Below are 16,840 nucleotides of genomic sequence, written 5' to 3'. Positions count from 1 at the left end.
ACAATTAACGCAAATAGAACCAAATTAAAACAAGATAACCCTAAGTTAGAAAATAAAAAACCGCATGAGAGATCATGCGGTTTTTTGTTGCGCGGTTGTGGTTACTAGCGCTTTACCGGCACCATAATTTCTTTGCGTACTTGCAGCTCTATGCGGCGGTTAGCTTGATGGGCTTTTTCACTGTTACCTAAATCAACCAGTTGGCGTTCGCCCATAGCAACGGGTTCAACAATCGACTTATCTAGACCATATTCCTGGGCTAAAATATTGGCAATCGAATTTGCTCGTTTTTGTGATAGACGTAAGTTATATGCGTCACTACCAGGAGCGGATGTGTGGCCATAAACCGTAACTTTATCAATGTTGTGCTGGCGAATAAACTGAGCTAATTGCGCCACTTTATCGTGATACTGTTCGCTAATTTCTGCTTTATCGTTAGCGTAATAAATAACCAAGCTTAAAGTGACAGGTTGAGAGGTCATTACCGTACAACCGATCGAGTCTACAGCATAAGCAATGTTGCTATTTGGACATTGATCTTGGTTATCGGTTACGCCATCTTGATCGGTATCTAATAACGGCGCAGGGACAACAGGCGGAGCGACCACAGGTTGCACTGCTGGCTCATTGCTACCAAAGTAATAACGCACACCAATAGAAGCGAGGTTGGTGGTATCTCGGTCAAGCTTAAAGCGCGCAATGCTACCATATACTTGGACATTATCGGTCAGCTTATAGTCTAACTCTGCGCCAAGCCATAGGTCGTTGTCGCTTAGGCTATCTTTACCTACTTCGGTGCGACTATCTACCGAGGTGTAATCACCTTGCCAAGCAAAATAGCCCACTTTAGCCGCCACTTTAAAATTTTCGCTTATCGGCCAAGCCGCTAGGGCATTGATGGTCCAACCCTTGCCGCTTTGAGGGTAAATATGCTCGACATTATCATAAAAGGCTTGTACGTCGGTGGTGCGACCAGAAAAAGCAACAGAGCGATCGCCTAAATTTAAGTAGCCCGCCTCTAGGGCAAAATGGGTATTAAATTGGTAACCTAAAAATAAGCCGCCAGCGATGTCCGTTTTATCAATGTCGATGGCATTGGCTGAAACCCCCGATTGTTGATAAAAGCGATCGACATCGCTTTGTTCTAAACCTGTGTGCGCTAAGCCTAATTCACCACTGATATACCAGTTTACGTGACTATCACATTGTTGATAATTTTTGTCGGCATTTTGACATAAGACCTTAATACGGACATCGCTTTCTTGTGCATATAGCGAAGTCGATAACAAGCAACCCAGAACAACAGCAAACGAGCTTACTCGGGCATTATGATTAACTAGCATGACGAACTCCGTTATTATTAATTCGAACTACCGTGACCGCCAACAGTAGGATTAGTATCCATAAACCATTACTGCCACCAGATGTTTTGCCTTCGACGTGATGAACTTGGGTAATATTTACCTGCCACTGACCTAAGCTTTGGTTGCCTGCGCTATCGGTAACCGTGTAATGAATGATCACAACGCCATGCTGCTCGGGATTTGGCGTAAAGGTTGCCATTCCGTCGCTGGTGAAACTAACCTGATTGTTATCAACAGCCGTTAATGTCAGTTGGTCCTGCTCTGGGTCATTGTCATTTTCTAACAGGTTGGTAGAAATACGGTCACCTTGATTAATAACGCTTTCTTCACCCAATACAGTTGGGGCTGCATTTGGCATGATTTCAATGGTGATTTGAGCCTGATCGGTACCGCCGTTGTTGTCACTAACCCCATAGTTAATGGTGATAGTACCAACATAAGATGGTGGTGCTTCAAACACGATTTGATTGTCGACAATTGTTACCGTACCCATACTGGCATTAGCGGATGTTAGAATTAGCGTATCACCATCTTTATCGGTGGCGTTTTCTAATACATCGATTGTGGTTTCACCATTAACATAAATAGAATGATGTTCATCTTCGGCTTCAGGTAAACTATTGCCGTCGATTAAAACTGAAACGCCTCCTGGGTCAACAACCGTACCGTTAATCTCTGTATCGTCGTCATTTGGACCACCGTCTTCAATAATAAGTTGCACACACCAATGACCTTCGGTTAATCCTGGCGTCCACACGGTTTGCTCATGCTTAGAGTTTGGTGGCGGACAATAACCTGGCTCACCTTGGGTTGACCATAAACTGTTATTGGCATCTTCTACAAAGAAGCCCCATCCGGTTGTTGGATTAAATTTACGATAAACAGCATTGGCCGGAATCGGTTTAAGTTGCGGCAATGTGATTGCAAATGTCATCCCTTCATCCGGTAGTCCATACGCGATGTAGTCAAAAATACCACCGATGTTAATGGCATCTGGATCTGGGATCAGGGCATCGTTTGGATTATTTTCGATGTCGGTAGCGGTGATTTGGGCACCGCCGGTCTCGCCACCTATGGTAAAGTCACCTCGTCTTAAACAAACCCCAGCTTCACTTTCAACTAAGTAGCCATCTTGTCGTCTGGCATTTTCAGGTAGCACGTTACATTCGTTGATTCTGTCGAGGTAATTAGGAATGCCGTCGCCATCGGTATCTTGATAACCTTCTAAGTGATCAGGAATCAAATCGCCGTCACTGTCTTCGTCACCAAGCTGAGCCAAAGACTCTACTACTTCAATGTAAATAGAGGCAATATCTGATTTCTGCGTGGCCGCGCTGTCCGCGACATGCAACTGAATTTTATAAACGCCTACGGCTAAGTTCGCTGGATCAAAGCTAAATTCAGCCATAGAGTTGCTGATATTTACTAACTCAACGTCAGAGTTTGACCAATCGTAGCTAAAGGTATCGGTTAGATTTGGATCGTAAACCTGAGCACTAATCGCCACGATGTCACCATTTTTACTTACGATAAGACGAGTTTGCTGTTGTTGTTGCACATGCAAACTAATCTCTGGTGCAATATTGGACTCGGTAATGGTGCTGTAATGGACAGACTTATTACCTAAGTTTACGGTGTCGGCAAGTTCGATGATTAAGGTTTCATCATCTTCTGTTTGTGTATCCGCTAGAACATCAAAATAGATGTAACCTTCACTGCCCGAAGTTATCACAACCTCTGAGTCTACTAAGGTGTGATCGGTCATATCAGCTACGCCTCTAATACTGTAAGGCACAACCACAGGGTAAACGGGGGATTCGCCATTTAAGTAAACACCTACTTTCGCAGACTCACCTTCAAGCAGAGTTTGATCTTTACCTATAGAGATTAAAGGCATCACACATACGCGTTGCATGGCTGTAGAAGTATTGCCTTCACTGTCAGTCGCTTGCCAAAATGCTTGGTTAAGGCCGGGTGGGAATAACGTTTTACCATCTACCAGTGAAACAGGCACAGGGTTACCAAACCTATCAACTGCACTGGCCTGGCCTAAGTCAACACGAGTGTAGAGTGCATTTGCATTAACGGTTAACTCATCACATAAATCCGCAGGTAAGGTGATAATGGGGCCGTTGTTGATGTTTAATGAAAGATAGACGGTCGCCGTAGCACTGTTATTGTGCGTATCGCTAATGCTATAGCTAATGGTGTAGTCACCTTGAGTCGATGCATCTGGCGACAATACAAGCTTATTATTAACAATGTCTACTTTGCCAAAATCACTGGTGGCTTTGGTGATCGTCAGGTTATCGCCTTCCGGATCGGTATCATTGATTAATACATCAAGTTCTATGGTATCAGCGTAAGCTAAGTCAAAGCTATCATCAACGGCTACAGGCGCTTGATTATGTTTAGCGACTGTAATGACAATGGTTGCTGAAGCTGTTCCGCCATGACCGTCACTCACCACATACTCAATGGTTGTGGTACCCGTAAACCCTTGTTCAGGTGTGAAGCTTAAGCTACCGTCTGGGTTGATAACAACGCTACCATTATTGCTGGTTGCTGAAACAATGGTTAGTTCGTCGTTTTCGGCATCCGTGTCGTTAATCAAAGGGTAGAAAATGACAATATTGTCATTTTGATTGATGCTCACATGATCATCTAAAGGCTGAGGCGCATCGTTGACTTCATTGACGTTAATGCTGACCGTGGCAGCTGCAGAGTCTAGGCTTGAATCGTTCACCACAAAACTAAAGCTATCGACGCCATAAAAGTTACTGTTTGGGGTATAGGTTAGGTTAGGTGCTTCACCACTTAAGTTGCCGTGATTTGGCGATGTGATCACCCGATAAGTCAGTAAATCACCGTCGATGTCTGTTCCTGCTAACGTTATGGTAATAGCGGTATCTTCTGCTGTCGAAAGAGTTTGCTCAATCGCACTTGGCAAATCATTGCCAGGTAATACCGTTATCGTAATTGTTGCTGGCGCTGAATTGTCGCTACCATCATTGACGATAAAGCTGAAACGATCTTCACCAACATAATTTGGCGCAGGCATATAGGTAACAGAGCCACCAGAAATCGAAATAGAACCATGACTTGGGTTACTATCAATTTGATATGTTAACACGTCGCCATCAATATCTTGGCCACTTAAGTTAATCGTTACCGATGTATCTTCAGGTGTCTGCACAGCAGCACCGTTGGCGGTTGGAGCGTCGTTGGTTGGCGTAACATCAATGATGATTGTGGCAATATTCGAATCGGTAATGCCATCATTAACGGTAAAAGAAAAGCTGTCTTGACCCACGAAGTTAGCATCTGGAATATACGCAATATTTTGACCCGTACCCGAAAGGTTGCCGTTAAGCGGTTGACTTGTAATGGTATAGGTTAAAGTGTCTGCGTCTTTATCATCAGCCGTTAGAGAAATATTTAATTCGGTGTCTTCATTTACGGTTAACGATTGGTTGTTTGCCGTCGGTATGTCGTTGACGGCATTGACGATAATTGTAACCGTCGCAGGTTCAGAGCGACCACTTTCGTTATCGGCGACGGTATATTCGAAGCTATCAGTACCGTTAAAGTCTGCCTTAGGGGTGTATTGTACCGTACCATCATCATTAATGGTCAAGTCACCACTTACTGACGCACGAGTGATAACGATAGAACTAATGTCTAATGTGCCATCAATGTCGCGGTCATTGGCTAAAATGGGTAATGATGCACTGGTATCTTCATCCACGTTAAAGCGGTCTGAATTGGTAAACGGTAAATCGTTAACCAGCTCTACAGTGATCGAAACTACTGCGATATTAGAGCGAGCGTCTTGCTCATCGTTAACATAGTATTCAAAGCTATCTTCACCGTAAAAATTTTCATCAGGAACATAACTGATTTCACCTGATTTAGCATCCACACTAACTTGGCCATGTTCAGGCTGTTTGTTAATGGTGACGCTCGTTGCATCTAATCCTTGTTCGATATCGCTATCATTACCTAGAACATTAATTTTGTGAGTAGCGTCTTCTAACAAAATAACGGTGTCGTTTTTAGCGACAGGCGCGTCGTTTACCGGAGTTACAGATACCGTAACAGTCGCTTCATTAGATGTAGCATCATCAACGTCTTTAACGACATAACTAAAACTATCTTGACCGTTAAAGTTACTATTTGGCGTATAAGTAAGTTCACCGGTTAGATTATTTACCACCACTTTACCATCTGCTGGTAAAGCGATAATGCTGATCGAAGTTGGGTCGATATCACTATCAATATCACTGTCATTGATTAACACGTCGATGGTAACTGGCGTATCTTCGTTTACTTTGACGTTGTCATTTACAGCCGTTGGTCTGTCGTTACTACCTTTAACATTGATGGTAACGGTGGCGGCTAGGCCAAGAGCACCTTGATTATCCCCAGCTTGATATGTGAAGGTATCACTGCCGTTAAAGTTTAAATCAGGCGTGTATACAAATTTACCTTCTTCAATGACAACCTGACCTTTACTTGGCGCTGTGACCACAACAAGAGTTGATGCGTCTAAGCCATCGTTTTCATCAATATCAGAATCATTTCCTAAAACATCAATGGTAACTGCAGAGTCTTCATCGACTTCGACTAAATCATTCACTAAGGTAGGTGCATCGTTTTGCGGTTTAACATTAACAACAACGTTTGCTGGTTGTGATGTTTTACCTGCTAAATCCGATACCTGATAGCTAAAGCTGTCCTTGCCGTTAAAGTTATCTTTTGGTGTATAAGTGATCACACCATTACTGGTATTTACACTAACATCACCATGACTAGGCTCTGTAATAATTTCAACGGTGGCAGGGGCTAGCTTGTCTTCTGGGTCAATATCGTTTGCTAGTACATCAATGGCAACCTTGTTATCTTCATTTACTTCAATTGCGTCATCTTCAGCTATTGGTGCATCATTAAATGCTTCTACGGTAATGGTGACGCTTGCACTATTTGAGCGCAAACCATCGCTATCGGCGACGGTGTAAGAAAAGCTGTCACTGCCGTTAAAGTTTTCATTAGGGGTGTAGGTAATCACTCCAGTTGTAGCATTAACTTTCACACTACCTTTCATATCACTTGCATCTGTGATTATTGTCACTGAAGTGTTATCTAGTTGACCCTCAATATCTGAGTCATTATCAAGCACTGCAATGGTCACACTGTTGTCTTCATCAACCTCGGCTGTATCGTCTTTTGCTATTGGCGCATCGTTAATCGCGTTAACGGTAATGGTTACGTTTGCGCTATTTGAGCGAAGAGCATCGCTATCAGCGACGGTGTAAGAAAAGCTGTCACTGCCGTTAAAGTTTTCATTAGGGGTGTAGGTAATCACTCCAGTTGTAGCATTAACTTTCGCACTACCATTGCTTGGACCAGCAGCTATCTTAACTGAAGTGATATCCAGTTGATCGTCAAGATCTGAGTCATTGCTTAGAACGTCAATGTTAACCAAGCTATCTTCATCAACTTCTGCACTATCGTCTTGTGCCACCGGCGCATCATTGATGGGGTTAATGGTTATGTTCACCGTGGCATGAGAGATGGCACCACTTGGGTCTTTAAGGGTATAGGTAAAGCTGTCGGTGCCTGTCTCAGAACCTGTGGCGTTGGCGTTTGGTGTATAAACAACGTGCGCTTTTGTCGTATCCACAACCGCAGTACCGTAGGTAGCTTGGGTCTTGATGCTCACAAATGAGATATCTAACGTATCATCAAGATCTGAGTCATTGCTTAGAACGTCAATGTTAACCAAGCTATCTTCATCAACTTCTGCACTATCGTCTTGTGCCACCGGCGCATCATTGATTGGATTAACGGTAATGGTGATGGTTGCTTTATCAGAGTTTGTGGTACCGTCGTTAACGAGATAATCAAAGGTTAATGGCGCGTTTTCGGGGGTGAAGAAGTTATCAACGGGCGTAAAGTTAACTGACCCCGTTGTTTTATTTACACTCAGCGTGCCTTTTCCAGAAATAGTAACCGAGTTATCTGTGCCACCGACTAACTGATAGGTCAGCACATCATCATCGGCATCAGTGGCTACTAGGCTACCACTTACCGCAACATCTTCATTGGTGGTTAACGTTAAAGAGCTTGCTACTGGAGCGCGGTTACCGACTATCTTAATTGTCACCGTACCGGTCGCTAAGCCTTTTCCATCTGTCACCTGGTAATTAATGCTATCAGTATTACCCACTTGTGCATTGTCTGCGGGTTTGTAAATTAGTGCGTTCTTGTCTTGGCTAATTGTCACATTACCCGTGGTGGCAGAAGCCGTTGCAATCTTTAAGGTGTCACCGGTATCAATATCGGTAAATAGCTGCAGTACCTCGATTGTCTTACCTAAGCTTAATACATCAACATTTTCTGTGCTTGAAGCTGTCGCCTCACCTGATACTACCGTTGGCGCATCGTTAATCGCGTTAACGGTAATGGTCACGTTTGCGCTATTTGAGCGCAGAGCATCGCTATCAGCGACGGTGTAAGAAAAGCTGTCACTGCCGTTAAAATTGTCACTTGGCGTGTAGGTAATCACTCCAGTTGTAGCATTAACTTTCGCACTACCATTGCTTGGACCAGCAGCTATCTTAACTGAAGTGATATCCAGTTGATCGTCAAGATCTGAGTCATTGCTTAGAACGTCAATGTTAACCAAGCTATCTTCATCAACTTCTGCACTATCGTCTTGTGCCACCGGCGCATCATTGATGGGGTTAATGGTTATGTTCACCGTGGCATGAGAGATGGCACCACTTGGGTCTTTAAGGGTATAGGTAAAGCTGTCGGTGCCTGTCTCAGAACCTGTGGCGTTGGCGTTTGGTGTATAAACAACGTGCGCTTTTGTCGTATCCACAACCGCAGTACCGTAGGTAGCTTGGGTGTTGATGTTAACAAATGAGATATCTAACGTATCATCAAGATCTGAGTCATTGCTTAGAACGTCAATGTTAACCAAGCTATCTTCATCAACTTCTGCACTATCGTCTTGTGCCACCGGCGCATCATTGATTGGATTAACGGTAATGGTGATGGTTGCTTTATCAGAGTTTGTGGTACCGTCGTTAACGACATAATCAAAGGTTAATGGCGCGTTTTCGGGGGTGAAGAAGTTATCAACGGGCGTAAAGTTAACTGACCCTGTTGTTTGATTTACACTCAGCGTACCTTTTCCAGAAATAGTAAACGAGTTATCTGTGCCACCGACTAACTGATAGGTCAGCACATCATCATCGGCATCAGTGGCTACTAGGTTACCACTTACCGCAATATCTTCATTGGTGGTTAATGTTAAAGAGCTTGCTACTGGAGCGCGGTTACCGACTATATTAATTGTCACCGTACCGGTCGCTAAGCCTTTTCCATCTGTCACTTGGTAATTAATGCTATCAGTATTACCCACTTGTGCATTGTCTGCGGGTTTGTAAATTAGTGCGTTCTTGTCTTGGCTAATTGTCACATTACCCGTGGTGGCAGAAGCTGTTGCAATCTTTAAGGTGTCACCGGTATCAATATCGGTAAATAGCTGCAGTACCTCGATTGTCTCACCCGAGCTTAATACATCAACATTTTCAGTGCTAGAAGCTGTCGCCTCACCTGATACTACCGTTGGCGCATCATTGATGGGGTTAATGGTTATGTTCACCGTGGCATGAGAGATGGCACCACTTGGGTCTTTAAGGGTATAGGTAAAGCTGTCGGTGCCTGTCTCAGAACCTGTGGCGTTGGCGTTTGGAGTATAAACAACGTGCCCTTTTGTCGTATCCACAACCGCAGTACCGTAGGTAGCTTGGGTGTTGATGCTCACAAATGAGATATCTAACGTATCATCAAGATCTGAGTCATTGCTCAGAACGTCAATGTTAACCAAGCTATCTTCATCAACTTCTGCACTATCGTCTTGTGCCACCGGCGCATCATTGATTGGATTAACGGTAATGGTGATGGTTGCTTTATCAGAGTTTGTGGTACCGTCGTTAACGAGATAATCAAAGGTTAATGGCGCGTTTTCGGGGGTGAAGAAGTTATCAACGGGCGTAAAGTTAATCGCCCCCGTTGTTTGATTTACGCTCAGCGTGCCTTTTCCAGAAATAGTAACCGAGTTATCTGTGCCACCGACTAACTGATAGGTCAGCACATCATCATCGGCATCAGTGGCCACTAGGCTACCAGTTACCGCAACATCTTCATTGGTGGTTAACGTTAAAGAGCTTGCTACTGGAGCGCGGTTACCGACTATCTTAATTGTCACCGTACCAGTCGCTAAGCCTTTTCCATCTGTCACTTGGTAATTAATGCTATCAGTATTACCCACTTGTGCATTGTCTGCGGGTTTGTAAATTAGTGCGTTCTTGTCTTGGCTAATTGTCACGTTACCCGTGGTGGCAGAAGCCGTTGCAATCTTTAAGGTGTCACCGGTATCAATATCGGTAAATAGCTGCAGTACCTCGATTGTCTTACCTAAGCTTAATACATCAACATTTTCTGTGCTTGAAGCTGTCGCCTCACCTGATACTACCGTTGGCGCATCATTGATGGGGTTAATGGTTATGTTCACCGTGGCATGAGAGACGGCACCACTTGGGTCTTTAAGGGTATAGGTAAAGCTGTCGGTGCCTGTATCAGAACCTGTGGCGTTGGCGTTTGGTGTATAAACAACGTGCGCTTTTGTCGTATCCACAACCGCAGTACCGTAGGTAGCTTGGGTATTAATGCTAACAAATGAGATATCTAATATATCGTCAAGATCTGAGTCATTGCTTAGAACGTCAATGTTAACCAAGCTATCTTCATCAACTTCTGCACTATCGTCTTGTGCCACCGGCGCATCATTGATTGGATTAACGGTAATGGTGATGGTTGCTTTATCAGAGTTTGTGGTACCGTCGTTAACGAGATAATCAAAGGTTAATGGCGCGTTTTCGGGGGTGAAGAAGTTATCAACGGGCGTAAAGTTAACTGACCCTGTTGTTTGATTTACACTCAGCGTACCTTTTCCAGAAATAGTAAACGAGTTATCTGTGCCACCGACTAACTGATAGGTCAGCACATCATCATCGGCATCAGTGGCCACTAGGCTACCAGTTACCGCAACATCTTCATTGGTGGTTAATGTTAAAGAGCTTGCTACTGGAGCGCGGTTACCGACTATCTTAATTGTCACCGTACCGGTCGCTAAGCCATTTCCATCTGTCACCTGGTAATTAATGCTATCAGTATTACCCACTTGTGCATTGTCTGCGGGTTTGTAAATTAGTGCGTTCTTGTCTTGGCTAATTGTCACATTACCCGTGGTGGCAGAAGCTGTTGCAATCTTTAAGGTGTCACCGGTATCAATATCGGTAAATAGCTGCAGTACCTCGATTGTCTCACCCGAGCTTAATACATCAACATTTTCAGTGCTAGAAGCTGTCGCCTCACCTGATACTACCGTTGGCGCATCATTGATGGGGTTAATGGTTATGTTCACAGTGGCATGAGAGATGGCACCACTTGGGTCTTTAAGGGTATAGGTAAAGCTGTCGGTGCCTGTCTCAGAACCTGTGGCGTTGGCGTTTGGAGTATAAACAACGTGCCCTTTTGTCGTATCCACAACCGCAGTACCGTAGGTAGCTTGGGTGTTGATGCTCACAAATGAGATATCTAATGTATCGTCAAGATCTGAGTCATTGCTTAGAACGTCAATGTTAACCAAGCTATCTTCATCAACTTCTGCACTATCGTCTTGTGCCACCGGCGCATCGTTAACTGGGGTAACCGTAATAGATACCTCAGCAGAATCAGACGTATTTCCTAAACTGTCGGTTACCGTAAAGGTAAAACTGTCATTGCCGTTAAAGTTTTCATTCGGTTGATACGTTAGGGCCGATTTAATCTTTGTTGAGTCTTCCAATACAGGAGTTGTCGCAAGAGTACCGTTTTGAGGACCTGTAACAATGGTGAAGTGAGCAATGCTAGCATTAACGGCAGAACCGCTGAGAGTGATAGGTTTGGCAATATCTTCTGTTGTTTTGATGCCCTGACCATTGGCAGTGGGTGCTGTAATTGTTTTGGTAAATGCTACTGTGGTACTTTCAGAAATACTTACCCCATTTAAAGTGGCAGTAAGCAAGGCTTCTTCAGCTGTTGTAGAGGAAGTCAGGCTTGCTTGGTAGGTGTTGTTCGCACTATATGTTGTGCTACTGATTGTCCCCTTATCAGAAGCTATCACAACAGTATGACTATTATCTGTGATTAGGTTACCGTTTACATCTTTTAATTGTACAGAGATAAGGGAAGTACTATTACCATCGGCAGCGATACTTGTTGGGTTTGCGGTAATTGATGTTGTCAGAACAGAAGGGGTGTCCGATGGGTTTGAAGTTACACTTTCTAAATATTCATTTAACGCATCAAGCAGACCACTTTGAGCCGCATTACCACCCGATATTTCGCCCATGCTGTAGTCAAAATTACTTGTCGTAGGTTGAAGTAGGTAGGTGATCTTTTTGCTATTGTCTGATACAGGGTAGCCCGTACCATCATTGACTGGTGCATCAACAATCAAACCAATCCCATGTAAAGTATTTCCTTGGGTGTCACGCCAGTTTACCGCTGCATTAAAGCTTGTTACCCTACCGTCGGTAAAGCTAAAGGTGACGAGCACAGCGTAATCATTACCCTGAGTACCACCAAAAAGGCCATTATCAGATTCTTGAGAAATAACAATTTCTCTAACACCTAAGCTTGAGAAGGTTTTAATATTTATAGGTTGGTGAGCATTTTTTGAATATTCTCCAACAACTCCAGATTGAAAACCGACTGAAACTTTTTCTGCATAAGCTTGGGCTGAAATAAATAGACAGCTAACTATAAAAATAAAAGTTAACAAGTGCTTACTTACAAAGCTTGGGAATACAGAGCAAGGACTTTTTTTCATTAAACATCTACCGTTATTAAAGGATCTTGATTTGTAGCAACCTTAAACACTTTTTGGTTACTTATTGCGCGAAGATGTTATCACTATTTACATAAAAAGGGTAGCTGTTAACAAAGAAAGACATTTTTTTACCCCATATTGTAAAGTGAATTTTTGCCGACTGTTGTTACTAGGTTAGGGGAAAGTTAACAGGCGAAATTAGGTCTGAAATTTTAACTGCGAAGTGCCCATTGTCTTAAACAATGAGGCTAAAGAGAGCGGCTTAAAAGGAGCTAAAAATAAAAAGACCCCATCGAAATGAGGTCTTATATTTTGTAAACTATTGTTTACTTCGTTTTCTTAGCTCAAGAGAGAGTTATAAATTCTCACTAAGGTACTAGTGTAAAAGTTTGTCCATTTGAAAACGTCACACTGATGTTGTAGTCAGTAACGCTGTTGCCAGGATACTTCTCTTTAAACACAACTTCTAAACGTTTATGGTCTTCTTTTTTAAGCTTACGCTTGTTTGGATCACTTTCAAAGTCAGCAATGCTCAAGACCGATGGTGAAGTCAGCATTTTAGAGCTTGTACCGACTTTAGCAAAATCCTTCTCCAACTTAATTTTTTCAATAAAGTTATGCTCTGCTGGCCACACAACGGTGATATCGGTTAAGAATAAATCTTCTTTAGACGTATTTTCAAATGTCCAATATAACTTGTCTTCAGTAATCTCAAATTTAATGGCATTAATAACATCGCCATTACTTGGGCCCGCATCTGTTGGGGTAACTTCACCGCTATTCGCTAAATCACATGAGAAGCTACCGTTAACGCCGGTCATACCGTCAAGTAAGAATGAGTTAACTAACCCACTGTTATTGTCTTTACCATTACCTTGAGCGGTACCACAATCATTATTGCCGTCCATGTCAGCATCAGAGCAGCTCTTATGGAATCTTGATGTACCAGTAACTGCACCTGAGATAAATAAGTCGGTATCATTTTCAAGCACATCAAAAGTGATTTTGTTACCGTTTTGCACATTGCTAAATAATTGACCGTTTTCGGTTTCAATATCAACACCACTCGCGCCATTCCATATCATTGACAGGCTTGTAATATCTTTGATGTCACTACAGTCAATTGGTTGTGGAGCAGCTGTTGGTTCAACCACTCCGGTATTATCTAAGCCACAAGCGAAGCTGCCAGTTTCACCGGTCATACCGTCAAGTAAAAACAGATTGAGACGATCGCTATGGTTATCTTTACCATCACCTTGAGCCATACCACAGTCGTTATTGCCGTCCATTTCAGCATCAGAACAACTTCTGTGGAACCTTGATGTACCTGTTACGGCACCGGTTATAAATAGGTCAGTATCGTTTTCGAAGACATCAAAGGTAATTTGATTACCGTTTTGAACGTTGGTAAAGACTTGCCCATTTTCAGTTTCAATATCAACACCATCAGGACCATTCCAAATCATTGATAAGCTTGTAATGTCTTTGATATCACTACAGTCCACAGGTTCTTGTGGAGGTTCTACATTGATGGTCACAAATGAAGATGCTTCACACGTTGCAGCGCTACCTGACACATTAGCCAGTACCGATGAGGAAATAACCGAAGAACCACTAGCTACGGTAGTCGTTTCAGTACTGTATTTCTCATTTGGGGCTAGTAACACAGGCGGCATTTCTAGGATTTCTCCCTGAAGACTGTCAAATAAACTGGTAATTTCAATATTAGTTCCACCCGTGTTGGTAACGGTGTAGTAATTAATGACATCAACAGGAGTGCTTGAAATTACTTCACATGTACTACCTACAGGACCAGGCGTCCCCGTTAATTCCTCAACAAAAGCACCATCTTGGTCTAGGAAATTAACCACATGCCAATTTGGAGATGGGTCACCTTTATCACTGTTTGGTGGGTTTGGTGTGTTGGAATCTAATGGAGCAGGTTGACCCGCAACATAAACCGCCGAGCAACTGGTATGAATGATTTCTTCAACGCCATTAATGGTGATGAAGGTTTGTGAACCTAATGAATCATTCCCAGTTGTGGTTGAGTCAATGGTGTAATTATTTTGGTTAGCAGACGTTAAAGAAGTCACACCAGAGATTAAATCGACATTCGAATAAGTTTCACTGCCACCATCTTTACCAGCAATAGTTACCGTTGCTCCTGAAATTGATGGGCCAGTATATCTTAATGTGGTGGCTTGAATTCTTGCCTGACATAGCAAGTCATCTGATGGTGGCACTTCCACAATGGCACACTGACTGTTTAAAGACAGAGAACATTTTGGCGCCGTGACACAGTTCACATTTGCAGGATCGTCATCCGTCACTTGTTCATCTGTGAATACACCGTTAGCGGTAACCGTTGCGATATTTAATTTGTTGCCAATAGCATCGCATCGATCGATGACAAATAGTTGATCTAAAGTATAAATGGTATCTTTAAAGTCTACGATTACCTCACCGCCTGGTGCTAATTCAAGTCCTGAAAGAGCTTCATTAACTACAACAAGCGCAGGGTCATTTAAGACAATATTTTTTAGAGGTTCATCACCAATATTGCGAATAATATAGCGATAGGTAGCATCTGCACCAATTTGACCTACAGGGACATCTGGGTCAGTACTCTGATCGGCATCGAAAAACGGAGCCCCATCAGTAAGGCTGACTTGGTTTAATAGTTGAATAGCTGGCCCCAGAATACAGCGCACATTGGCAGGGTCATTATCACTAACAGGTGCCTTAGATTCTTCGCCAATGGCATTAACGCTTACAATGTTTAATTTATTTGATGCGTCAGTGCATAAGTTTTGGATAAATAAGCTTTCAAAGCCTTGATCAGTCGAATTTAGCGTTCTGCTTTCACCTACCGCTAAATCAGCAATGTTTACTGTAACTCCGAGGTTTGGATCATTTATCACCACATTAGTCAGGTTTTCGCTACCAATATTGGTAACTATATAGCGATAGTAGCCACTTGCTTGTGCAATAATACCAACAGGTACATCAGGGTCGGTACTTTGATCTGCATCGAAGAAGCTAACCCCATCAAGGCTAACTTGATTGATAATTTTTACTTGGGGTTGCTGGCAAACCACATTAGCAGGATCTGAGCTATTTACTGGAATTGCCGAAATTTCACCGTCAGCAGTCACTTCGGCAACATTTGTAAAGTTACCAATAGAATCACAGATGTTATCTACTGCTAGCTTGTTAAAGTCAGAAGTACCACTAGTGATGATAACTTCGTCATTGGGGCTTAAATTGCCAATGGATAGATTATCAATACCTAACTCTGAGTCGCTAATTAACACATTAATTAAAGTTTCATTACCGGTGTTTTGTACAATTAGGCGGTATTCTGCTTGTGAGCCTAAAACGCCAACAGCAGCCGAACTTTCAGTATTTGCATCGAGGAAAGGACCACCATCGATACTTACTTCTTTACGCAGTGAAATATCCGGTTGCGTGTTACATTTTACATTGGCAGGGTCGTCGTCAGTGACTAGCTGACCACTTGATTCGCCTGTTGCTTTGACTGTTCCAATATTTGGAACTAAACCAGCTACACCATTACAGCGATCGGCAACAAACAATTTATTGTTTGGGTTATTGGGATCAGAATCAAATGTGATTTCAACACTGTCACCTATATTAAGAAAACCAACAGGAACATCTATTGAGCCCAAATAGTCATCAGTAAGCGTTATATTCGTAAGAGCTTCTTGGCCAGTGTTGATAATGACATATTTGTAGGTCGCATCAAGCTCACCTAAAATACCTGCGGGGATAGTTTGTGGGTAAATATCGCATTCATCAGCAGATATATTATCGGCATCAAGGTAATCGACACCATTAATGCTAACTAAAGTACATAAGGCAACGTTAGGTTGTGGATCAAAGCGACCAAGGTTACCTTTAGCATCGCCACTAAAACTGCTGGTAAAGTCGCCGTCAAACGACGAAGCTTCTGAGGACATTGATATGGCGATGATACCACCTGGGTATTCTGTGGCCAATAAACCACCGGTAACACTAAAAGTCATATCATAGTTATCTGTAGTGCCGGAATTGTTGTAACCAAACCCTGTAATTTCACCGGTTAATAAAATGCCATCTTGTCCATTAACTGCGCCTTTTAGCACTAAATCGTCGTTAGGGCTTCCTCCGATAAGCTGACCACTTTCATCCACTTGGATATTAATGGATAGCTTCTTAGGGCCAAGAGAGCTAGTATCGGAAACCGATTTATAGGATCCAGAGATACTTAACACCAAGGGATCAGCTGAAATTCGAAATTCGTTGGTGGATTCGTTATAGGTGGTAGATTTAGTTACGGTGAGATCTTTATCAAAAAAGAATAAAGGTTGTTTGATCTCTACCTCTAATAGGCTGGCTTGGGCGCCGATAGCAAAAAACAAGCAGAGTAATAAAAGTTTGTTTTTAATTAAAGTAATGATTTTTTTGAATGAGTTATTCATAAGAGAAGTCCCTACCTCAAAAAGACAACACGTGATTTTCACGT

3 protein-coding genes are annotated in these 16,840 nt (G+C 42.8%); all 3 read right to left on the bottom strand.

Features of this window, described 5'->3' with window-relative positions; all coding sequences use genetic code 11:
• Positions 1-104: 104 nt before the first annotated feature.
• The 3 genes from ACAY00_RS14265 to ACAY00_RS14255 all read right to left on the bottom strand — a co-directional run bounded on the left by ACAY00_RS14265 (position 105) and on the right by ACAY00_RS14255 (position 16,796).
• Complete coding sequence (locus ACAY00_RS14265) at positions 105-1,343, bottom strand: OmpA family protein (RefSeq protein WP_371375154.1); 1,239 nt, start codon at positions 1,341-1,343, stop codon at positions 105-107.
• Entirely contained in the window at positions 1,333-12,312 is a 10,980-nt protein-coding gene (locus tag ACAY00_RS14260; protein WP_371375151.1) for an Ig-like domain-containing protein, read from the bottom strand. The genes ACAY00_RS14265 and ACAY00_RS14260 overlap by 11 nt, the downstream gene beginning before the upstream one ends.
• Before the next feature lie 368 nt (positions 12,313-12,680).
• Complete coding sequence (locus tag ACAY00_RS14255) at positions 12,681-16,796, bottom strand: hypothetical protein (RefSeq protein WP_371375149.1); 4,116 nt, start codon at positions 16,794-16,796, stop codon at positions 12,681-12,683.
• Between the last annotated feature and the right edge of the window lie 44 nt (positions 16,797-16,840).

Origin of the sequence: Thalassotalea sp. 273M-4 (assembly GCF_041410465.1) — a bacterium.
GTDB classification, from domain to species: domain Bacteria; phylum Pseudomonadota; class Gammaproteobacteria; order Enterobacterales; family Alteromonadaceae; genus Thalassotalea_A; species Thalassotalea_A aquiviva.
Note: the sequence above shows the minus strand (reverse complement) of the source record. Positions and strands in the feature narration are given on the sequence as shown.

What these genes read in the sequence shown, in the direction of transcription:
- ACAY00_RS14255 (WP_371375149.1), bottom strand. Translation starts at nt 16,796, where the DNA reads ATGAATAACTCATTCAAAAAAATCATTACTTTAATTAAAAACAAACTT.
- ACAY00_RS14265 (WP_371375154.1), bottom strand. Translation starts at nt 1,343, where the DNA reads ATGCTAGTTAATCATAATGCCCGAGTAAGCTCGTTTGCTGTTGTTCTG.
- ACAY00_RS14260 (WP_371375151.1), bottom strand. Translation starts at nt 12,312, where the DNA reads ATGAAAAAAAGTCCTTGCTCTGTATTCCCAAGCTTTGTAAGTAAGCAC.